Source organism: Pseudomonas sp. Pmew2 (genome assembly GCF_058129885.1).
Genome location: NZ_CM176702.1, coordinates 3,934,447 through 3,954,736 on the forward strand (window position 1 = coordinate 3,934,447; position 20,290 = coordinate 3,954,736).

The 20,290-nt window shown below is 57.4% G+C and carries 16 protein-coding genes and 3 pseudogenes; 11 read left to right on the plus strand and 8 right to left on the minus strand.

From position 1 onward, the window contains the following. Positions 1–84: 84 nt before the first annotated feature. The 7 genes and pseudogenes from AC4ANK_RS17940 to AC4ANK_RS17970 all read right to left on the minus strand — a co-directional run. Positions 85–1,215, minus strand: a pseudogene (locus AC4ANK_RS17940) (HAMP domain-containing protein); the annotation flags it as partial. A gap of 199 nt (positions 1,216–1,414) precedes the next feature. Next, the gene (locus AC4ANK_RS17945) at positions 1,415–2,248 is read right to left on the minus strand and encodes a DUF1206 domain-containing protein (RefSeq protein ID WP_460384856.1); all 834 of its coding nucleotides are present in this window, start codon (positions 2,246–2,248) and stop codon (positions 1,415–1,417) included. A gap of 72 nt (positions 2,249–2,320) precedes the next feature. After that, positions 2,321–3,393: pseudogene (locus tag AC4ANK_RS17950) on the minus strand (SMP-30/gluconolactonase/LRE family protein). Between the two features lie 93 nt (positions 3,394–3,486). Further along, positions 3,487–4,746: an IS256-like element ISPsy17 family transposase gene (locus AC4ANK_RS17955; protein WP_054082596.1), complete on the minus strand. Its 1,260-nt coding sequence runs from the start codon at positions 4,744–4,746 to the stop codon at positions 3,487–3,489. 151 nt (positions 4,747–4,897) lie between these two features. Beyond that, a complete protein-coding gene (locus AC4ANK_RS17960) occupies positions 4,898–5,167 on the minus strand; it encodes a hypothetical protein (RefSeq protein WP_016981348.1) in 270 nt (89 codons plus the stop codon). Between the two features lie 25 nt (positions 5,168–5,192). Next, positions 5,193–5,712: pseudogene (locus AC4ANK_RS17965) on the minus strand (DUF2778 domain-containing protein). 23 nt (positions 5,713–5,735) lie between these two features. After that, a complete protein-coding gene (locus tag AC4ANK_RS17970; protein ID WP_031595372.1) occupies positions 5,736–6,236 on the minus strand; it encodes an Hcp family type VI secretion system effector in 501 nt (166 codons plus the stop codon). Between the two features lie 341 nt (positions 6,237–6,577). Between AC4ANK_RS17970 and AC4ANK_RS17975 the strand changes: the two genes are divergently transcribed. From AC4ANK_RS17975 to AC4ANK_RS17985, 3 genes are all read left to right on the plus strand, one after another. Beyond that, positions 6,578–6,949, plus strand: a complete 372-nt coding sequence (locus AC4ANK_RS17975) for a hypothetical protein (protein WP_002553888.1) — start codon at positions 6,578–6,580, stop codon at positions 6,947–6,949. A 1-nt stretch (position 6,950) separates the two neighbouring features. After that, positions 6,951–7,133 carry a DUF1289 domain-containing protein gene (locus tag AC4ANK_RS17980; RefSeq protein ID WP_002553889.1) on the plus strand — a complete coding sequence of 61 codons (183 nt, stop codon included), beginning with the start codon at positions 6,951–6,953 and terminating at the stop codon, positions 7,131–7,133. A 106-nt stretch (positions 7,134–7,239) separates the two neighbouring features. Next, complete coding sequence (locus AC4ANK_RS17985; protein WP_031595374.1) at positions 7,240–8,493, plus strand: MFS transporter; 1,254 nt, start codon at positions 7,240–7,242, stop codon at positions 8,491–8,493. A gap of 6 nt (positions 8,494–8,499) precedes the next feature. Here AC4ANK_RS17985 and AC4ANK_RS17990 read toward each other — a convergent pair whose 3' ends face one another. Beyond that, positions 8,500–9,240 (minus strand): carbon-nitrogen hydrolase family protein, encoded by a 741-nt coding sequence (locus AC4ANK_RS17990; protein ID WP_002553891.1) that lies wholly within the window; start codon positions 9,238–9,240, stop codon positions 8,500–8,502. 162 nt (positions 9,241–9,402) lie between these two features. Between AC4ANK_RS17990 and AC4ANK_RS17995 the strand changes: the two genes are divergently transcribed. The 8 genes from AC4ANK_RS17995 to AC4ANK_RS18030 all read left to right on the plus strand — a co-directional run bounded on the left by AC4ANK_RS17995 (position 9,403) and on the right by AC4ANK_RS18030 (position 20,290). Next, positions 9,403–10,704 carry an Nramp family divalent metal transporter gene (locus tag AC4ANK_RS17995; protein WP_002553892.1) on the plus strand — a complete coding sequence of 434 codons (1,302 nt, stop codon included), beginning with the start codon at positions 9,403–9,405 and terminating at the stop codon, positions 10,702–10,704. 225 nt (positions 10,705–10,929) lie between these two features. Beyond that, the gene (locus tag AC4ANK_RS18000) at positions 10,930–13,041 is read left to right on the plus strand and encodes a TonB-dependent siderophore receptor (protein WP_031595376.1); all 2,112 of its coding nucleotides are present in this window, start codon (positions 10,930–10,932) and stop codon (positions 13,039–13,041) included. A 38-nt stretch (positions 13,042–13,079) separates the two neighbouring features. After that, positions 13,080–13,808, plus strand: coding sequence for a DUF4198 domain-containing protein (locus AC4ANK_RS18005; RefSeq protein WP_002553894.1), 729 nt, complete (start codon positions 13,080–13,082; stop codon positions 13,806–13,808). A 271-nt stretch (positions 13,809–14,079) separates the two neighbouring features. Continuing rightward, positions 14,080–14,946, plus strand: coding sequence for a formyltetrahydrofolate deformylase (gene purU, locus AC4ANK_RS18010; RefSeq protein ID WP_460384852.1), 867 nt, complete (start codon positions 14,080–14,082; stop codon positions 14,944–14,946). Then, positions 14,943–15,845 (plus strand): bifunctional methylenetetrahydrofolate dehydrogenase/methenyltetrahydrofolate cyclohydrolase FolD, encoded by a 903-nt coding sequence (gene folD, locus AC4ANK_RS18015; protein ID WP_002553896.1) that lies wholly within the window; start codon positions 14,943–14,945, stop codon positions 15,843–15,845. Before purU ends, folD begins: the two co-directional genes overlap by 4 nt. Continuing rightward, positions 15,827–17,068, plus strand: a complete 1,242-nt coding sequence (locus AC4ANK_RS18020; RefSeq protein ID WP_002553897.1) for an FAD-dependent oxidoreductase — start codon at positions 15,827–15,829, stop codon at positions 17,066–17,068. Before folD ends, AC4ANK_RS18020 begins: the two co-directional genes overlap by 19 nt. A 13-nt stretch (positions 17,069–17,081) precedes the next feature. After that, on the plus strand, positions 17,082–17,387 hold the full coding sequence (locus AC4ANK_RS18025) for a sarcosine oxidase subunit delta (protein ID WP_002553898.1): 306 nt from the start codon (positions 17,082–17,084) through the stop codon (positions 17,385–17,387). Further along, positions 17,384–20,290: a 2Fe-2S iron-sulfur cluster-binding protein gene (locus tag AC4ANK_RS18030; RefSeq protein WP_002553899.1), complete on the plus strand. Its 2,907-nt coding sequence runs from the start codon at positions 17,384–17,386 to the stop codon at positions 20,288–20,290. The genes AC4ANK_RS18025 and AC4ANK_RS18030 overlap by 4 nt, the downstream gene beginning before the upstream one ends.

Genomic DNA, 20,290 nt, shown 5'->3' on the forward strand with positions numbered 1-20,290 from the left:
CTCACTGATCTGGGCGTTCTGACTGGCAGTCAACGCCAGGGTGTCGGCAGAGCCGATCAACTGCCGAAACGTCTGTTGCAACGACTGGGTGAACTCATTGAGGTAACCGCCCAGCTCGCCGAACTCGTCGCGACGGCTGACATCGAAACGCACCCGCATGTCGCCGCTGGTGAGGGTCTTGAGCACCTCGCGAAACGCCGCCAATGGACGCCGAAGGCTGAACGCGACCCAGGTACCGATGACTGCCGCTGCAACTACCGCCAGCAGGCAAGCGATCAGCAGCAGGCTGAGGCTGGTGGCGATGGTCGAATCCGCACCCGCCTTGGCCTCGTTGGCCACCGCCAGTGACTGATTACCGAACTCGCCGATCTTGTCCAGTGTTGCCTGAAGCCGGGTTTCCGCCGCCTGGCGCTGTTTACCAACCTGCTCGGCGAGCGCCGCCTCCTGCCTGTAGGCCTGATAAACGCCGTCACTGCCGGTGAGGTCGTTGAGCAGGCGGTTGACCATCACACCAGCGATACGACCGCCGCGTGGATCTACTGCCGTGAGTTCGCGCGCCCGAGTACTGATTACCTCATCCTGCAGGTTGAGCACACGCTGCAAGGTCTGGATATCCGGCGTCGCCGCGTGGGCAGCCAGCCCCTCGTAGGATTTGCCGACTTCCAGCAACAGCTTTTCACCTGCGGCCACGTTATCCGCAGCCCCTGCACTGCGCTCGCGGGCAATGTAATCACGAAGATAACCGGTCAGTTGGGCGCCCTGGCTGCTGCTGTAGCCCTGCAATACCCGGCTCTGGAGTGACTGCAAAACGTGCTGTCGGTGACTGGCAATCAGAGTCTGCGCCTGTTCGGCATAAGCAGCGCTCAACTGACGCTGCTGATTCAGGTTGTCGCGCAGTTCAGCGCGATCGCCGATGTAGGCAGGCGTGCTGTCCAGCAACTGATTGAACCGGGCCATGCTGTCGTTGAAGGGCTGCTTGCCATCGTCAATCTGCTTGGGGTCATTGCTGACCAGAATCCCGAGCAGTGCCTGATTGGCGCGCAACACATGTACATAAAGCTCGCTCGCCGCCCTGCTCAAGGGTGCCGACTGCCCGGTAATGATGCTGATCCGGTCGCTTATGGAATGGGTGCTTTGGTAGCTGATACCTGCCATGGCGAGCAGCAGCACAACCAGCACGGCAAACCCACCGATCACTCGCTGAAGAATGGTCATGGCTATCCTCTTTTATTTTTATTGCGCCGAATCTGATCCGGGCCTGCGTAGAGAACGTCAGTCCGGAAAATGATCGGAGCTCAAGAGGGAATGTCGGCCGGGCGGAAGGCGACTTGAGGCATGGTTCACATTATTTTTATCGAAAAAAGGGCCGCCTGACCTGAAGAGTCACGCAGCCCTCTTACTACCCGAATGGAGATCAGCGGAAATGACGCGCTACCGCCTCCGGTGCATCGGGCACATCCATGTTGATCCTGCGCCATGCGGCCTGGGCGAAGCTGTATACCGAAAACGCGATCAGACCCAGCGCCACGATCAGTAGCACCAGACCACCGGCCGGCAGATCCTGCAAACCGTTGAGCGCATCCTTCATGCCAGGCGGGTGCATGGCCTGATAGCTGGAACAGCTTACGGCCAGCAACACTGCAATTTCGATAAACGCCACGCCGCGGGCGATCAGCCCGAAGCGCGACACCGGACGCACATATTTCATGACGTCTTCATCAGCCTCGAAATACTTCTCGAAGGACGCCTTGTAGCCCTTGATGATATGCACAATGCCCAGCGCCAGTGGCACCAGTGCCACGACGTAGACCAGCAGGTTGGAGTGATCCCAGGACAGAAGGGTTGCCAGCAGATCCTTGGCCTGACCACCCGATGAGCCACCGGAGCTCTTGAGCCCACTGACCAGCAGGCCCAGCGCGAAAAACGCCAATGCCCCATAAGTAAAGCCGCCCACCAGAAGACCGCCACGAATCACCAGCCCCTTGAGTTCGCGGCCATGATGGTCCACATCACGCGTGGCCTGCAGCACACGCCATGCGGCGAACGCCAGTAGACCGACAATTACCACCCCGACCAGCACGCTGCCGAACGGCTGGCTCAACAAGGCTTCAAGACTGCTGTGGCTGTCGGCAGGCTGTGAAGATCCCTGCGCCGCCAGTACTGCGAACAAACCAATAATCAGATAAACAACACCACGGGCGGCATAACCGCCTCGTGCAAGTAGAACAAGGCCGCGTTGCGCCGACATAAATAACTATCCCTGAGAGTAATTACAGGAACAGACCCGGCATGTTCACAGGGGTTCGACCCGATTGACCCTTCAGGCAAACGTGGCGCCTCGCGTATTCATGAACACCGAGTAAAGTGAATGGCTGCTGGCCATGAACAGCCGATTGCCCTCTCGCCCGCCAAAGCAGACATTGGCGCAGCGCTCCGGCAAGCTGATATGGCCGATGGCATTGCCTTGAGGGTTGAACACTCGCACGCCGTCGAGTTTCTCCATATCGGCCTTGGGATCACCGTTACCGCCCCAGCCACACCACAGATTGCCGCTTTCGTCGCATTTGATGCCGTCGATGGCCGCGTAGTCCAGACCTTCGATGTGTTTACGCCGCTCGCCCAGCGTGCCATCTTCGTTGACCGCTATCGCCCAGATGAGGCCGTGGGGTTTGGCGCGCCCTTCGACCACATGCAAGGTTTTCTCGTCCGGCGAGAAGCACAAACCATTTGGATCTGCCAGATCATCGATAACCCTGGAGACCTTGCCGTTCGACGGGTCTATGCGATAGACGCCGAAGGGTTGCTCCTGCTTGACCTTTTGACCTTCATAGTTGCTTTCGGCCTGGAAGGTAGGATCGGTGAACCAGATAGACCCATCGCGTTTGCAGGCAATGTCGTTGGGCGAATTGAAAGGCTTGCCCTCGAAACTGTCGGCCAGCACGGTAATACGCCCGTTGTATTCGGTACGCGTCACCCGCCGTCCTTCGGTGGTGGTGCTCGACCCCTCACAGACCAGCAGCCTGCCCTGGCGATCGCGGCACATGCCATTGGAAAAGTTCGAATGCTCGCGGTACACCGACAGCTGACCCGTTACCTCGTCCCAGCGCATGATCCGATTGTTGGCGATATCGCTGACCAGCAAGTAGCGACCGTCTCCAATCCACACCGGCCCTTCGGCCCAACGCATGCCGCTGGCCAGCTTCTCGACGCTGGCATTGAATATTCGTATTTGGGTAAAGCTGTCATCCAGAACACTGACCAATGGGTCGGGGTAGCGCTGGAAAGACGCGGCAATGCGCCAATGGCGGCAACCGTGGCCGAAACAGCCAGTGATTGTTTCAGGAAGCCTCTACGGCTTTGGTCTGCGGTGGTGGTTAGGGGTGAGAAATCCATGGTGCGTCTCCTTGTTGTTATTTTTGGAACGGGGGAGTATCAGTTTTTTTGTGTTCGGGCTGGTTAGGGCCTGCCGTCAGGCAGGCCCTTGTTTTACCAGCTCGGTCTGGTAAATCGGTCCCCGTACAGGATCGCAAATTGATTCATTGCCACTTTCCAGTCGTGTGCCGCATGACCCCAGTTGGCGGTGATGTTGCGCAACCCAAGCCATATCAGTTTCGTCGCGGCCTCATCGGTCGGGAAGTGCCCTCGAGTCTTGATGATCTTGCGTAACTGGGCATTGATGCTCTCGATGGCATTGGTCGTGTAAACCACTTTGCGGATGCCCGCCGGGAAAACAAAAAACGGTATAACCCGATCCCAGGCGCGACGCCATGCAGCAACCACAGTCGGATACTGCTTGCCCCAGGGGCCCGCTTCAAAGGCGTTAAGCTCTTGCTCAGCCACATCTGCATTGATCGCCTGGTAGATCGGCTTGAGTGCTTTGGCCAGTGCCCGACGTTTATCCCAAGCGGCATAGTCCAAGCTGTTGCGGATCAGATGCACGATGCAGGTTTGCAGCGTCGTGGCAGGAAAAACCGCCCCCAACGCCTCCGGTATTCCTTTGAGGCCATCCGTGACGGCGATCAGAACATCTTCAACGCCACGAGTCTTGAGGTCGTTGAACACCTTCATCCAAAACTTGGCACCCTCGGTGCTCTCGATCCATATACCCAGAATGTCGCGCGTGCCATCAGGTAATACCCCCAGCGCCAGATAAATAGCCTTGTTGCACACTAACCCCTCGTCCCGGATTTTGACCCGTAACGCATCGAAGAAGATCACCGGATACATCGGTTCCAAGGGTCGTTGCTGCCAAGTGCCCACCTCTTCCATGACCGCATCGGTGACTGAGCTGATGAAGTCATGGGACACGTTAGTTCCATACTGCTCAGATAGAAAAGCGCGGATCTCACGCACCGTCATGCCCCGGGCGTACATGGCAATTATCTTGTCGTCGAAGCCTGTAAAACGTCGTTCGTGCTTGGGAATCAGGATCGGGGCGAAGCTACCATCGCGGTCTCTGGGGATATCCAGGCGAAGCGGCCCGTCGTCGGTCAGAACCGTCTTGCTGCTTTTGCCATTACGCTGATTGGTCGACTCCTCAGGGCGCTCCGCGCCCTGAGGGTAACCAAGGTGGTGACCCAGCTCGGCGCCTAGCGCACGCTCGATCAGAGCCTTCTTGAACGCCATGGACGCGTCTTGAATGGCTTCGGCGCTCATCGGGCCTTTAACAAACTGCTCGATCAGCTCTTGGGGAATCGAGGGCAACTCCCTCGCTGTTGCATTGGCGGACTTCTTTTTGGTCGGCATACATGCACCTCTAGCTACATGTTATGCCCGAACACAAAATTTCTGACAGTCTCTGGAACGGCGCCCGCCTTGCAGCCGCAAGGCATCCTACAAGATATCTTCAGTCACGACAGGGCTCTGGTAAACCTCCAATTCCCATGCCCTGCGTTTATCACCTTACTGATCTGAATCGACAAAGAGTTTTAGCCGCACCCCGTACAATAAATGTTGACGGCACCAACATCACCAATACCATTATGACAAGAAGCATGAACTCTCCATTTTCTCCGCCGATTATACCCAAAGCACTTGCAGCCGAAACATACATATCGAGGCCTGTTTCAGTTTGAAGCAGCCAGCCCATCAGGCCTAGCGCGACAAGCCATTTAGTGAGCAGCGCAGCCAACACTAAAATTAGCGTGCTCTTTGTGATGAGCTTCATTATTTTTTTCATTGAGATATCTCCACTATTCGCTAAAAGCAGACACATCTATTACGCCATAGTACTTCAGATTCGTCCCCGGAAGAATTTCGCCATGCTGACTGCGAAGAAAATTTTTAAGCTCATCGAATCCAATCTGAGAGTTAAGAGTGATACAGCCTTGGCTTATACCACGCGGCCCAACGGGATGAAGCCTAAACGCGCCTCGTCTTATGTTATCAATGGTTGTCTGATCATCAACCTCTCCATCATCTCTGTAAAGACCAAACCACTCCCCCCCTATCTGTACCAGCTAAAAAGTCCTGTATAGGCTCTTTAATCCAACCAAGACTACCCCCACTTTGCCGATCAACAATAAAATATCGAACAACTGGAATTGCACCCTTTCCCTCCACAGACTGATACTTCGGACTGTTGACAAAAGGGACGCCCATACCCGAGAAAGCTTCATAGGTAGCTTGCCCGCAACGCAAATTGCTTACAGGCTCACCATTTAAAGAAAAACTGCAGTACGCGATATTAGGATTATTGGTATTTCCAGACATGCGACGCCCGTCCCTTGCCAAAATCAAGCGTAAACCTTATTTTTTATACCATCCCATCCGCCAACAACTTGCCCGCCACCTTGACCGTCGGAGCGCTTTTGCTGAGTATAAAGCATTTTTATTCGCCCATAATTAAGGCGTATAGTTTCGGTTGGAAAACCATTCTCTACCGAACCATTACCATTGAGAGATACCGACGAAAGTATAACCTCTTCAAGTTTAATCTCTAGGTATTTTATTTTTTCCGACCCCGCACGATTTACAGCAATAGTAACCTCTTTAAAATGCTTTCCACTACAGCAGGCCTCATGAAGCTTAGGTGTAGACTTGTCCACAGCCTTACGAAAGAAAAAATCGCTCATACTGGCTCGACCACTGCTTGCACCGCCGGCACTTGTTGCAGTCGCTGACGCTGACTGGCTGGCACCAATATCGAAATCAGAAAGCTCGATCCAATCTTTAAATACCGCATCAAGAGATTCGCCTGGAATACCCTCAATCTGCATATAAGTGTCAAGCACCATAGTAAAAACCCTATTAAAACGAAGAAAACCCTTTACTAACTGAGTCTTGTGATTTTGAAAGCCACTTATTAACCGCGTCAGAATCGTAAGCATTCGTGCATCAAGTAAAAGACTACATGAGCATACTCGCCAAAACCATCATCTTTATCTGAAGATGATGAAGGAATGATCGTCAAAAAAAGTTTAAATACAAACATCGATTTTTTTGCGTGCCGCATTCGAACTGGTTAAGTTACCTGTCAGCACGGTATCCAAAAAAATCATGATTGCTCGGTACTGCGAAGCTGCCGACAATTCAGGTATCGTACGCAGCTATCCCTTTTACTGCCCGAGCACACCAGATGCCCTCAAGCAAACGCGAGCAGGCCCGCACTGAGCGCCAGCTTGTTACAGCGCTGACGCATGCCTGTGAAACGGCCAAAACGGAAATGCCCGGTTTCTGCTGGCTGACTCACGAAGTTGATTACGCAGCCTTCCCTGCCAGCTTGCAGGTGGTATGGGTGTTCGACACGCTGGCCGACAAGAACACTGCGCTGGCGCGCGGGCTGATGGAGCGGATGATCGGTCTCACGGTAGAGGCACTTGACGATGCACAGGTTAGCCTGTCGAATGCAGCGGCTCATGTGCATGTCGACTGCGAAGAGCAGTGCCTGCGCGAGAACGGTGGCGACTGGCAGCAGCGTATCAAGCGCAAATACGCCAGGCGGAGTTGATATGGCCAAGGACATCGAAAACCCGTGCATTTCCGTGTGCCAGCTCAGCGGCGATCTGTGCGTGAGCTGCGGGCGTACCAAGGACGATATCCGCAAGTGGAGACGCATGAAACGTCCGGAAAAGATGGCCGCCGTGCAACGTGCCACACAGCGCATGAAAAGCCTGCAGAAAAAGAACGTGTGAAACCGAAAATTTCATCTTCGGTGCGGAAACTTCTTTAAAACGGCCCCGGTCAGTATTACCCGAGACTCGGCTACCTGGAGTCTGACGAATTACGGGAATTCCGCTCTTGGCCAGTCATGCAGATCGCCGCAACACCCTTTCACTGGATAGCCTGAATTTCTTCCTCGCCGATGTGCGCGACGGCCTGGGGCCTTACCTGGCGATCTATCTACTGGCCGTGCATAAATGGGACCCGGCCAGCATAGGCGTGGTGATGACCATCGCAGGTATTGCCGGGCTGCTGACCCAAACCCCTGCTGGCGCGCTTATCGACCGTACGCCTTACAAGCGCGCCATGATTGGTGTGGCGGCGCTGCTGGTGACCCTGAGTTGCCTGATTCTGCCTTTCACTTCGTCCTTCTCGGTCGTCGCCCTGACCCAGGCGCTGAGCAGCATCGCGTCCTCGGTGTTCGCACCGGCCATCGCGGCCATCTCTCTGGGCATAACCGGGCCGAAAGCCTTTACGCGTCGTACCGGACGCAATGAAACATTCAACCATGCCGGTAATGCCTGCGCAGCCCTGTTAGCGGGCGGCTTTGCCTACCTCTTCGGGCCTATTGCGGTGTTCTATCTGATGGCAGCGATGGCCCTGGCGAGTGTTATCGCGATCAGCTTCGTTTCTGCGGATGCCATCGATCACAACGTCGCCCGGGGTTTTGATGCGAACCACAACGCTCATGGAGCTCAGCCTTCCGGACTTGCTACGTTACTGAGCAACAAGCCGCTGCTGCTTTTCGGTATCTGTTGCGCACTGTTCCATCTGGCCAACGCAGCCATGTTGCCACTGGTCAGTCAGAAGCTTTCGCAAATCAATATGCAGATGGCGACGCCGCTGACCTCGGCGTGCATCGTTGCAGCCCAACTGGTCATGGTACCTGCGGCGCTGCTGGTGGGTATGAAAGCGGATGACTGGGGTCGCAAGCCGCTGCTGCTGGCAGGCTTTCTGATTCTGCCGATTCGTGGTGTGCTTTATACCCTGTCAGACGACCCCTACTGGCTGGTGGCGGTGCAGATGCTCGACGGTATTGGGGCCGGCCTGTTCGGCGCGCTGTTTCCATTGATGGTCAAGGACCTCACTCAAGGCAGCGGACGTTTCAATGTAAGCCTCGGGGCGCTGTCCACTCTGTTCGGACTGGGCGCGGCGCTGAGCAACGGCCTGGCAGGTTTCGTGGTACATGCAGCGGGCTACAGCGCTGCGTTCCTGACCCTCGCGGGTGTTGCGGCGGCGGCGTTTTGTCTGTTGCTGGTGGCCGTACCGGAGACACTTTCACGTTCGAATAATGAACCTGACCTCAAACCAGACCACGCGGTGAGCACTTAAATCTGTTTACGCCACCCGAACCTGCCAGCCTTCGCGCTGGCAGGTCACGATGACCAGCCCGCTTCCTGCGCCCTGCATCCCGCCTATCCAGCGCCCTGCCCCGTCCCATAGACCGCTGCGGCCTGCCGACTCCCAGCCGCCAGTCGGTGCACCGTGATTGGCCACCAGCACCGGCAGGTTATGACGTCGGGCATGCCCCGCGAGCAGCTCTGCATCCTGTGCATAGCCACCCGGCGAAATCAGTACGCTCGCTGCATACACCCAAGCGCCACCTGCTGCCATACGCTGCACATGCTCAGGCTGCGTGAAGTCGGCACACACGCACAGGCCGATCCGATGCTGATCAATGGACAGATAGCAGTCTTTGTTTCCCTCACTGAACACCTTGTCCTCACCGGGATGCAGGTATTGCTTGGCATAGGTAGTGACGTCGCCGTCAGCGGTGAAGGTCAGCGCACCAATCAGGATGCTGTCATTTGCTCCTTTGAGCGGTACGCCAATGGTGGTAACCAGGCGCAGCTTCATGGCCAACGCCTTAATCGGCTCAAGACGGGCGTCGTCCGCATGCAACGCCAGCGCTCGGGCCAGATCGGGTTCGTAGCCTGTCAATGAGAGCTCGGGAAACAGCAGGTAACTGGCCCCAAGATCAGCGGCGCGCTGCATGAACGCGAGGTGTCCGGCGAGGTTCTGTTCGATATCTCCCCTTGCAGAGCAGAACTGAGCAACAGCGAGTATCGGAAACTTCATGGACTCTCCTGAGAACACAGTGGTGACAAGTCGGACATTATCTAACACGCGCTGCCCGGTTCACACCTGGTTACATTTTCAACCACGACCAATGTTGTACGACGTCCTATCTTAGCTGGCAGTGAATGACATCTCATTACAATAAAAACGGAGATTCAACGCATGCCTCATACCCCGTCTCTCAAAGAAACAGCTACACCCGCCAGCGAACCTCGTCTCAAAAAACTCGCCAAACTGCTGGGCCCCGGCATCATCGCGGTGCTGTCCTGGCTGGGCGCGGGTGATCTGATCACATCGTCGGTGGCAGGTGCCAGTTATGGCTACGCCATGATGTGGGTGCTGGCGATTTCGCTGTTGCTCAGGTTCCTGATCGTCAACATCATTGCCCGCTTCCAGCTCTGCAATAACCAGGGCATGACCATTCTGCAGGGCTATGCGCAACTGCATCCGCTGTTTGCCTGGTTCATGCTGGGCTACGCGTTGTTGATGGGCCATCTGATCAACGCCTACATGATCAAGGGTGCCGGTGAAGCGCTTGCCATGCTGCTGCACATCAATCAGCCGTTGCTCTGCTCGGTTGCGGTGGTGATCGCCGTATGGCTGCTGGTGGGACGCAATATCTACACGATGATCGAAGGCGTCATGAAGGTATTGCTGGCAATCATGACCCTGGCGTTTCTTACCCTGGCGATCATGTCCGGTCCGGATGTCAGCGGCATCATCAAGGGCACTATCGGTTTCAGCATTCCACCCGATGAAGGCGTGCATGGGGCGCTGCTGGTGGCGGTCTCGGTGATCGGTGCCGTAGCCGGCTCCATCGCCAACTTCGTCCACCCTTACGTGATGCGTGAAAAAGGCTGGACCGGCCCCGAGCACAAACGTATTCAGCGCAACGATCTGCTGTTCGCCGTGATCGTCGGCATTATCATCAACCTGGCCATCTGGGTGGTGGGCGTCGAAATTTTGCGACCCAACGGTATTCAGGTGAACACTCTGGCTGATCTGGGCAAGGCGCTGGAGATATTCTTCGGCCCGCTGGGCTGGTACATCTTCTTCATCGGTGTGTTCGCCACGCTGTTTGCCAGTATTTCCGGCAAAACCACCGCCTTCCCAATGCTGATCACCGATGCCTTCCAGCACATTCGCCCGAAGCGTCGCGAACGCTACGGCAAAGTGTTCCACAACGACCCGATGCACAAATGGTTCATGCTGTTCATTCTGGTCACCCCGCTGATCTGGTCGCTGCCCGGCATGCCGGACTTCGTGACCCTGACGCTGGGCGTCAACGCACTGAACATCGTGGGGCTACCGGTCATCTCGCTGGGGCTGCTGATCATGTCCAATCAGAAGTCGCTGCTAAGCAAGGAATACCGCAACAACTGGTTCGAGAACATTGCGCTGACCTTTGCGACCGGACTGGCCTTGTGGGTGGCGTTTCAACTGGGGACAGAGTTGCTCGCCTGAGCAGATAGAACGCTACATGTGCGCTGAATAAACCTTCCTCGAGTCCATTTCCGTCCATGGAAATGGACTCGGTTTCAATGACCGAATCTTCCCCATATCTCAAGCCCTACCTTCACGCGTCAGGCTCCTGCTGATGGGTACAACTGTCACATCCCGCCAAAAACAAACAGAAATAATTCTCAACGGAGATGTTATATTGTATCCATTATCATCAGGAAGTCTCACATGTCGTCTCGTAGAATCGCGTCTCTGGCAGGCTTGGCAATCGGGGTTTTTGGCAATACCGGCTATGCGGAGGAACATCCGCAAACCATTGAACTGGAAAGCGTCAACGTAACCTCCGACTATCAGTACGAGACAGCCACCAGCCCGGTTCAGGGCTATCGCGCTACCCGTTCGGCCACCGCCACCAAAACCGATACCGCCATCCAGGACATTCCGCAGTCGATCAGCGTAGTGCCCGCTTCGGTGCTCAAGGACCTGGGCAGTAACAGTGTCGAGCGCGCGCTTGAGTTTGCCGGGGGCGTGTCGAAGCAAAACAACTTCGGAGGCCTGACGCTCTACGAATACAGCATCCGCGGCTTCACCACCTCCGAATTCTACAAGGACGGCTTCAGCGCCAACCGCGGCTACCCTGCCACGCCGGATGCCGCCAACATCGAGCGTATCGAAGTGCTCAAAGGCCCCGCTGCCAGTCTGTATGGCCGTGGCGACCCTGGCGGGACGGTCAACATTGTCACTAAAAAACCCCAGCGTGAAGCATTCACCACCCTGCAAACTAGTGCGGGTAGCTGGGATCGCTATCGCACCGCACTGGATGTCAACACACCGCTGGATGAGGAAGGCAGGCTGCTGTCTCGCGTCAATCTGGCCGTCGAAGACAACAACAGCTTTCGTGACCATGTCGAAAGCAAGCGGGTCTTCGTCGCCCCCTCATTCAGTTGGCAGTTGAACCCCGACACCAGTCTGTTGGTGGAAACCGAATTCGTGCGGCAGACATCGACTTTCGACCGGGGTGTGGTCGCCCCCAACAATAAATGGAGTGGCGTGTCCCGCTCGACCTTCCTCGGCGAACCGGACGACGACATCGATAACGACAACAACATGGTTCAGTTTGCCCTCGACCATCAACTCAGTGATGTGTGGTCGCTGCGTCTGGCCAGCCACTACAAGCAAGGCGAAATGTCAGGTTTTGCCAGCGAGGCACGCTCCCTGAATGCCGACGGTCGTACCGTCAACCGTCGTTACCGCGAACGCGACAACAACTGGCACGACAGCATCACCCAACTGGAATTGCGCGGCCATTTCGACGCGGTCGGTCTGGAGCACGAAGTGCTGATCGGCACCGAATACGAGAATTACCGTAAGAACGAGCGGGTGACTACCATTGCAGGCAGCCCATACGCCATCGACATCTATAACCCGGTGTACGGCCAGCCGAAACCCAATGGCGCGCGTTCCGGCACTGATTTCTACGAGCACATTGAAAGCCGTGCGCTGAACCTGCAGGACCAGATTGTCTTTACCGACAAGCTGCGCGGGATGATCGGCGCGCGCTACGAGCACTTCGATCAGCAGGTCGATGACTTCACCACCAATGCCACCTCCGGTCAGCGTCACGACGCTTTCACCCAGCGCGCCGGGCTGCTTTATCAGCTCACACCGCAGGTTGGGCTGTTCGCCAACGCGTCCACCTCGTTCAAGCCGAACAATGGCCTGGACGCCGCCGGCAAAACCTTCGACCCGGAAGAAGGCATCGGTTATGAGGCCGGGATCAAGAGCGAACTGTTCGACAACCGCCTGAGTACCACCCTCGCCGCCTTCCACATAGAAAAGGAAAACGTTCTGGCCCTGGACCCGGGCACCGACACAAATCGCGCCGTGGGCAAGGCCCGCAGCCAGGGTTTCGACATGCAATTCACCGGACAAATCACTGACGCGGTGCGGATCATCGGAGCATTCGCCTACATTGATGCCGAAGTCACCAAGGGCGACCGGACCATCCCGGCAGGCAGTCGCATCCTCGGGGTCGCCAAACACAGTGGCAGCCTGTTGAGCGTCTATGAATTTCAGGAAGGCGTATTGCGCGGTTCGGACGTAGGCGCGGCATATACCTACGTCGGCGATCGTTCCGGCCAGTCCGGCACCGACTTCGAGCTGCCGGCCTACCAGACCGTCGACCTGCTGGCTCACTATAAAGCCAGCGAGAACGTGACAGTGGGCTTGAACCTCAACAACATTTTCGATGAAAAATACTACGAGCGCTCCTACAGCAATTACTGGGTCGCGCCCGGCGAACCGCGTAACTTTACGGTCAGCCTGACACTCGGCCTTTGACTCCTGTAACCCTCGCTTCACAACAATAAGGATGCACCATGCTGTCAACAAAACCTTTCGTGGCCCTGGGCCTGCTCGGCGCATTGTTCGCCAGTCAAGTGAACGCACACGGCCTGTGGACCGAACAGCGGCGCGGCAATATCGAGGTGGTCTACGGTCATGGCGCGGAAGACAACGCGTTCAAAGCGCAAAAAGTCAGCGGCGCATGGGCGTATGACCAGCAGGGCAAAATGATCCCGGTGACGGTACAACGCCTTGAGGATCACGCGCGACTGGTGCCGCTCAAGCCGCCCGCCGTGATGACGGTGGCGCTGGACAACGGCATGTGGACACGCAACGCCGAGAAAAAGTGGATCAACGAAGGCCGTAGCAAAGTGCCCAATGGCACCGACTCGATTCATACCTTCAAATACAGCGTGGCAATCTACGCAGAAGACGCGCACCTGCCCTCGTTCAGCAAACTGAATTTTGTGATCGTGCCACAGGCTGATCCATTGAAGGTCGGGGTTGGCAAACCCTTACCGGTACGCGTACTGATCGACGGTAAACCCGCTGCCGGTATCAAACTGATCGGCGATTACCGCAGCGCACCGGATGTCGTCAGCGCCGAAACCGACGCCCAGGGCCTGGCCAGCGTGATCGTGCGCAACGAAGGGCTGAATATCATCGCTGCCGAGGTCACGCAGCCGGTCAAGGATAATGTCGATATCGCCGAGCGTGGCTTGTTTACCTCATTAACGTTTGTCGGTGAGGCGCATCACGACTGACCCTTACTGCTTCCTGAAAACGCCTGCCTTGGGCGTTTTCTGCCTCAGGGTAACTGAAAAAAAGGCACCCGCTCCCCACCACGCCAGCCCCCATATTCCCTTTAGTAAACAAAGTTTCCAGAAACCCCTGGACGCTGCTCTTCCTTTCGCCTATAAAACAGCCTTCAAGAATATTAAATTCCTGTAGAGAATTTTATTCGCCACTCAAAAACCTCTGTATCTGACTTTTGCCCCCTTTGCCGAGCTGCCGCCCTATTCCAGAGGACAAGCCATGCAACACGAGAAGAACCATTTCATCCTGAAGATCAGCTGCCCGGCGACCTCCGGCATTGTCGCGGCAGTGGCTTCCTGCCTGGCTGGCAACGGCTGCTACATCGGTGAAATGGCCCAGTTCGACGACGAGTACAGCGGCACCTTTTTCATGCGCGCAGTGTTTCGCTTCAACGACGGTCACGACGGCGACATCCAGCAGTTGAAAACCGGTTTCGATGTGGTGGCCAAAGACTTCGCCATGCAGTGGGAACTGCATGACACGCGTCGTCCGATGCGCGTTTTGTTGATGGTCAGCAAGTTCGATCACTGCCTGACAGACCTGCTGTACCGCTACCACAAGGGGGAAATGGACATGACCATCACCGCCATTGTGTCCAACCACTTGGACTTACGACCGATGGCCGAGCGGGAAGGCATTCGTTTCATTTACCTGCCTGTGAGTAAAGAAACCAAGGCTGCGCAGGAAGCTGCGCTGATGAAGGTGGTCGACGAAACCGGTACCGAACTGGTGGTGCTGGCGCGCTACATGCAGATTCTCTCCGACGACCTGTGCAAGCAACTGGCGGGGCGGGCAATCAACATTCATCACTCGTTTCTGCCAGGTTTCAAGGGCGCCAAGCCGTATCACCAGGCTTATGAGCGCGGCGTGAAATTGATCGGTGCCACTGCGCATTACGTCACCAGCGACCTGGACGAAGGCCCGATCATCGAGCAGGAAGTGCGGCGTGTCGATCACTTCTACCTGCCTGAAGACCTGGTCGCAGCAGGCCGTAATAACGAAACCATCGCGCTGTCGCGGGCAGTCAAGTACCACCTTGAGCATCGGGTGTTTCTCAACACTGACCGAACGGTGATCTTCCGATGAGCGCGCGCATCATCGATGGCAAGGCAGCCGCCGCTCGTGTTCTGGAACAGGTCAGCACCGAAGTGAAAATCTTGAAGGCCGACGGCATCGAACCGGCACTGGCGGTCATTCTGGTCGGTAACGACCCGGCCAGTGAGGTGTATGTACGCAACAAGATCCTGCGCGCCGAGGAAGCAGGCATTCGTTCGCTGGAGCACCGCCTGCCTGCCAAGAGCAGCCAGGCACAGGTGCTGGCGCTGATTGCCGAACTGAACGCCGACGACTCGGTAAACGGCATCCTGCTGCAACTGCCACTGCCGTCGCACATGGAAGAAGCCCGCGCCTTGCAGGCCATTGATCCGGGCAAGGACGTCGATGGCTTTCACAGTGAAAACGTGGGCGGCCTCAGCCAGGGACGCAGCGTACTGACGCCCTGCACGCCCAGCGGCTGCATGCACTTGCTTGAAGAGACCTGCGGCGATCTGAGCGGCAAACATGCGGTGGTTATCGGTCGCTCCAATATCGTCGGCAAACCGATGGCCGCCCTGCTGTTGCAAGCGCATTGCTCGGTGACAGTGGTTCATTCGCGCAGTACCGACGCCAAGGCCTTGTGCCAGCTGGCAGACATCGTCGTCGTAGCAGTGGGTCGCCCGCGCATCATCGACGCCAGTTGGCTCAAGCCCGGCGCAGTGGTGATCGATGTCGGCATCAACTGCATCGAGGATCAAGGCCGCAGCCGCCTGGTGGGCGATGTCGATTTCGACAGCGCCCTGAGCGTGGCTTCTGCCATCACACCGGTACCCGGTGGCGTCGGGCCGATGACCATCGCCTTTCTGATGAAAAACACAGTGACTGCTGCCAGGCAGCAAGCCCTCGCACAGCGCAGCCAATCGGAGGCCGTATGCCTTTCAACCTATTGAAATACGGGCTCAGCCCGGAGTATCCGGTCGAGGTGGATCTGCCTGCGCCCAAGGAACTCAAGCCTTCCTACGACGTGGTGATCATCGGCGGCGGTGGTCATGGCGTGGCGACCGCGTACTACCTGTCGAAATACCACGGCATCACCAATATCGCCGTGCTGGAAAAAGGCTATCTGGGCGGCGGCAACACGGCGCGCAACACGGCGGTTATCCGCTCCAATTACCTGACCAGCGAAGGTGTGAAGTTCTATGCCGAGTCGGTGAAGATGTTTCAGGGCCTGTCCAACGAGTTCGACTTCAATATCATGTATTCGGAGCGCGGCCAGCTAACCCTCGCGCATACCGACGCCACCGTACGCTCGTTCCGTCAGCGCGCCGAGGTCAATAAGCATTTCGGCGGCCGCACCGAAATGATCGACCGCCAGCAGATCCACGAACTGGTGCCGAGCCTCAATCTGGACCCTGGCCATCTGCCGGTGCTCGCGGGCCTGTGGCATATCGACGGCGGCACCGCACGTCATGACGCGGTGGCCTGGGGCTATGCCAAACAGGCGGCCAAGCGCGGCGTCGAGATTCATCAACTGACCGAAGTGCAGGAACTGGTAATCGAGAATGGCGCCATCATTGCTGTGAAAACCAATCGCGGCACCATCCAGTGCGGTTGCGCCGTACAGGCGGTCGCGGGCATGAGTTCGCAGATGATGAAAAAGGCCGGAATTCGCTCACCGATCCAGACCTTCCCGCTGCAAGCGATGGTCACTCAACCCTTCAAGCCGTTCCTCGACCCGTTGGTGAGTTCGTCCGCCCTGCACTGCTATGTCCAGCAGACCAGCCGTGGCGAGGTGGTGTTTGGCGGCGGCTCGGACCCGTATCCACTGTTCAACACGCGCTCGACGCTGGACCTCAAGGAAAGCCTGCTGGCCCACGCCATCGAGATGTTTCCGTTTCTGGCCAACGCCAAATTGATGCGCCAGTGGGCCGGAATCACCGACATGACCCCCGACTACAGCCCGATCATGGGCCTCTCGCCGGTCAGGAATTATTACCTGGACGCAGGCTGGGGCACATGGGGCTTCAAGGCGACGCCGATCTGCGGCAAGACCATAGCCGAACTGGTGGCCAGTGGCGGCAAGGTGCCTGAGTTGATCAGGCCATTCGCGCTGGAACGCTTCTCGACCTTCCAGCAAGTCAACGAAATGGGCGCGACAGCGGCCAGCCACTGACGGAGAGCGACACATGAAAATCATGACCTGCCCGCTCAACGGGCCGCGCAACATCAGCGAATTCACCTACGGCGGCGAATTCAAGCACATGCCTGACCCGCAAACCTGCAGCGATGCGCAATGGGCCGATTACGTGTTCAACAGTGAGGACACCCTGGGCGTGGTGCGCGAGTGGTGGATGCATAACCCGTCCAGCTACTGGTTTCTGGCCGAACGTCATACCGGCAGCGACGAGATCATTCGCACCTTCGACCCGCGGGAAATATTTACCGCACGTATCGACTTCGCTCCCCTCCCATCCAAGGAGATCGCAGGATGACCACCCCAGCCCGCTTGCCCGAGCCCATGGGCCTGCTGATCGATCGCAACCAGCCGCTCACCTTCAGCTTCGATGGCAAAACGTATCAGGGCCTGCAAGGCGACAGCATTGCCAGCGCACTGCTGGCCAATGGTCGCTTTCTGCTCTCGCGCTCGTTCAAATACCATCGCCCGCGCGGACCGCTGAGCATGGCCGGACAGGACGCCAACAGCCTGATCCAGTTGCCACACGAGCCTAACGTGCTGGCCGACACTTTTGTCTTGCAGGATGGCTTGCAGGCAACCGGACAGAATTTCAGCGGCTCGCTGGACCACGACAGGGACGCCTGGCTGGGCAAGTTCTCGAAGTTCATGCCGGTGGGTTTCTACTACCGCTCGTTCTACAAGCCCAAAGGCATGTGGAAAGTCTGGGAGCCGATCATTCGCAGGAAAGCGGGCCTCGGCGTGCTGGATCTGGACTTTCAGCCTGAATACTACGACAAGGCGTACCTGTTCACAGATCTGGCGGTAATCGGTGCAGGACCTGCCGGGTTACAGGCGGCTCTGACCGCAGCCAACGCCGGAGCCAGGGTGCTGTTGATCGAACAGCAGCCGATACTCGGAGGTTCGCTGACTTACGCGCGCTTCGATATCGACGGTCAGCGTGCCGGGCAACTGCGGCGCGAACTGGTCGACGCCGTGCAGGCGCACGCCAATATTCAGGTCCTCACACAGGCCACTTGCAATGCCTGGTTTACCGACAACTATCTGCCAGTGATTCAGGGCAAGCGTCTGTACAAGGTGCGCGCTACGCAATGCCTGGTGTGCAGTGGCTCGTTCGACCAGCCGGTTATTTTTCGCAACAATGATTTGCCCGGTGTGATGCTGACCAGCGCCGTGCAGCGTCTGATCAGGCTGTACGCAGTCAAGCCCGGCAAGCGCGCGGTGGTGCTGACCGGCAATGATGACGGTTACCTCGCTGCACTGGATTTGCACGATCAGGGTGTCGAAGTGGTCGCGGTCGCCGACATGCGCGCCAATCCGTCGGATCGGGGATTGCAGGTTGCGCTGGAGCAACGCGGCATCGTCTGCCACATGAGCACCACCGTGTATGAAGCGCTGCACGAGAAAGGCATGCGTCACGTAAGCGGGGCCGAGCTGCGCAAGATCACCGGCCAGGGTCAGGTGGCCAACAAGGGTTTGAGTGTCGAGTGCGACCTGCTGTGCATGTCCGGCGGCTACATGCCGGCCTACCAGTTGCTGTGTCAGGCGGGCGGCAAGCTGGCCTATGACGATCGGCAGGCCGAGTTCGCGATCAGCAGCCTGCCGCAGAACCTGGGCATCGCTGGTTCGGTCAACGGTTATCACGCGCTGGATAACGTGCTGACCGATGCGGCGAATGCCGCCGCCGGGGTGCTCTCGGCGCTAGGCCTGGAATCGACCGACAAACCGGCCGCACTGCGCAGCGAAGCGCAGGTCAACTTTGCCTGGCCGATTTTTCCGCATCCCGAAGGCAAGGATTTTGTCGATTTCGACGAAGACTTGCAGGTGCGCGATATCGTCAATGCCACCCGCATTGGCTATCGCGACATTCAGTTGGTAAAGCGTTATTCCACTGTCGGGATGGGGCCGTCGCAGGGTCGTCACTCAGCGTTGCCAACCGCACGACTGGTGGCCGCGTTTACCCAGCGCAGCATCAGCGAAACCGGTGTGACCACTGCCCGGCCGCCCTTCGAGGCAGAGAAACTGGCGCACGTCGCGGGACGGGCCTTCGACCCCTACCGCCAGACGCCCATGCACCAACGGCATGTGCAGGCAGGCGCGAAGATGATGCCGGCCGGGATCTGGCAGCGTCCAGCGTTCTATGGCAAGCCATCGCAACGCGATACCTGCATGCAGCAAGAAGCACTGCATGTGCGCAACAAGGTCGGGATTATCGATGTGTCGACACTAGGTGGCCTGGACGTGCGCGGACCCGATGCCGCCGAGCTGCTCAACCGCATGTACACCTTTGCGTTCCTCAAGCAGCCGGTCGGGCGTTCACGCTATGCGCTGATGACCAACGAGCAAGGCGTGGTCATTGACGACGGCGTTTGTGCACGCTTTGCCGACCAGCACTTCTACGTCACCGCCACCACCAGCGGTGTGGATCGCATCTACCAACAGATGCTCAAGTGGAATGCCCAGTGGCGTCTGAATGTGGACATCACCAACGTCACAGCGGCCATTGCTGCGGTCAACGTGGCGGGCCCGGATTCACGCAAGGTACTGGAGCAAGTGTGTACCGACCTTGATCTGTCCGCCGCAGGTTTCCCCTATCTGGGCGTGCGCCTGGGCACTGTTGCCGGCATCAAGGCGCGGCTGTTGCGAGTCGGTTTCGTCGGCGAACTGGGCTACGAAATCCACGTTCCGGCCCGGCATGCCCTGACACTGTGGGACGCGCTGACCGAGGCTGGCAAGGCGTTTGATATGCGTCCGTTCGGCGTCGAAACTCAACGTCTGTTACGCCTGGAAAAAGGCCACGTCATCATCAGCCAGGACACCGATGGCATGACCCATCCAGCCGAAATCGACATGGGCTGGGCGGTCAGCCGGAGCAAGCCGTTCTTCGTCGGCCGCCGCTCAGTGGATATCCTCGAAGCCCAGCCACAGAAACGCAAGCTGGTGGGCTTCACCCTGTCCAAGGCCAGTCCGCTGCCGCTTGAAGGTCATCTGGTGCTCAAAGGTCCGGACATCAGTGGCAACGTGACCTCCTGCGAATACTCGTCAACCCTCGGCATGATTATCGGCATGGCTTATGCCGCGTTCGACCAAAGCACACCCGGCCAGCAGATCCCGATTCGCGTCGAAGACGGTGTGGTGGTTCAGGCGACCGTCGTGAAAATGCCCTTCTTCGATCCTGAAAACCAGCGCCAGGAGCTCTGA

Excerpts from the sequence above, each read along its gene's own strand:
- AC4ANK_RS17990 (WP_002553891.1), bottom strand. The coding sequence starts at position 9,240 with ATGAAGTTTCCGATACTCGCTGTTGCTCAGTTCTGCTCTGCAAGGGGA.
- AC4ANK_RS17995 (WP_002553892.1), top strand. The coding sequence starts at position 9,403 with ATGCCTCATACCCCGTCTCTCAAAGAAACAGCTACACCCGCCAGCGAA.
- AC4ANK_RS18025 (WP_002553898.1), top strand. The coding sequence starts at position 17,082 with ATGAAAATCATGACCTGCCCGCTCAACGGGCCGCGCAACATCAGCGAA.
- AC4ANK_RS18000 (WP_031595376.1), top strand. The coding sequence starts at position 10,930 with ATGTCGTCTCGTAGAATCGCGTCTCTGGCAGGCTTGGCAATCGGGGTT.
- AC4ANK_RS17960 (WP_016981348.1), bottom strand. The coding sequence starts at position 5,167 with ATGAAGCTCATCACAAAGAGCACGCTAATTTTAGTGTTGGCTGCGCTG.
- folD (WP_002553896.1), top strand. The coding sequence starts at position 14,943 with ATGAGCGCGCGCATCATCGATGGCAAGGCAGCCGCCGCTCGTGTTCTG.
- purU (WP_460384852.1), top strand. The coding sequence starts at position 14,080 with ATGCAACACGAGAAGAACCATTTCATCCTGAAGATCAGCTGCCCGGCG.
- AC4ANK_RS18030 (WP_002553899.1), top strand. The coding sequence starts at position 17,384 with ATGACCACCCCAGCCCGCTTGCCCGAGCCCATGGGCCTGCTGATCGAT.
- AC4ANK_RS17980 (WP_002553889.1), top strand. The coding sequence starts at position 6,951 with ATGGCCAAGGACATCGAAAACCCGTGCATTTCCGTGTGCCAGCTCAGC.
- AC4ANK_RS17955 (WP_054082596.1), bottom strand. The coding sequence starts at position 4,746 with ATGCCGACCAAAAAGAAGTCCGCCAATGCAACAGCGAGGGAGTTGCCC.
- AC4ANK_RS17945 (WP_460384856.1), bottom strand. The coding sequence starts at position 2,248 with ATGTCGGCGCAACGCGGCCTTGTTCTACTTGCACGAGGCGGTTATGCC.
- AC4ANK_RS17975 (WP_002553888.1), top strand. The coding sequence starts at position 6,578 with ATGCCCTCAAGCAAACGCGAGCAGGCCCGCACTGAGCGCCAGCTTGTT.
- AC4ANK_RS17970 (WP_031595372.1), bottom strand. The coding sequence starts at position 6,236 with ATGGTGCTTGACACTTATATGCAGATTGAGGGTATTCCAGGCGAATCT.
- AC4ANK_RS18005 (WP_002553894.1), top strand. The coding sequence starts at position 13,080 with ATGCTGTCAACAAAACCTTTCGTGGCCCTGGGCCTGCTCGGCGCATTG.
- AC4ANK_RS18020 (WP_002553897.1), top strand. The coding sequence starts at position 15,827 with ATGCCTTTCAACCTATTGAAATACGGGCTCAGCCCGGAGTATCCGGTC.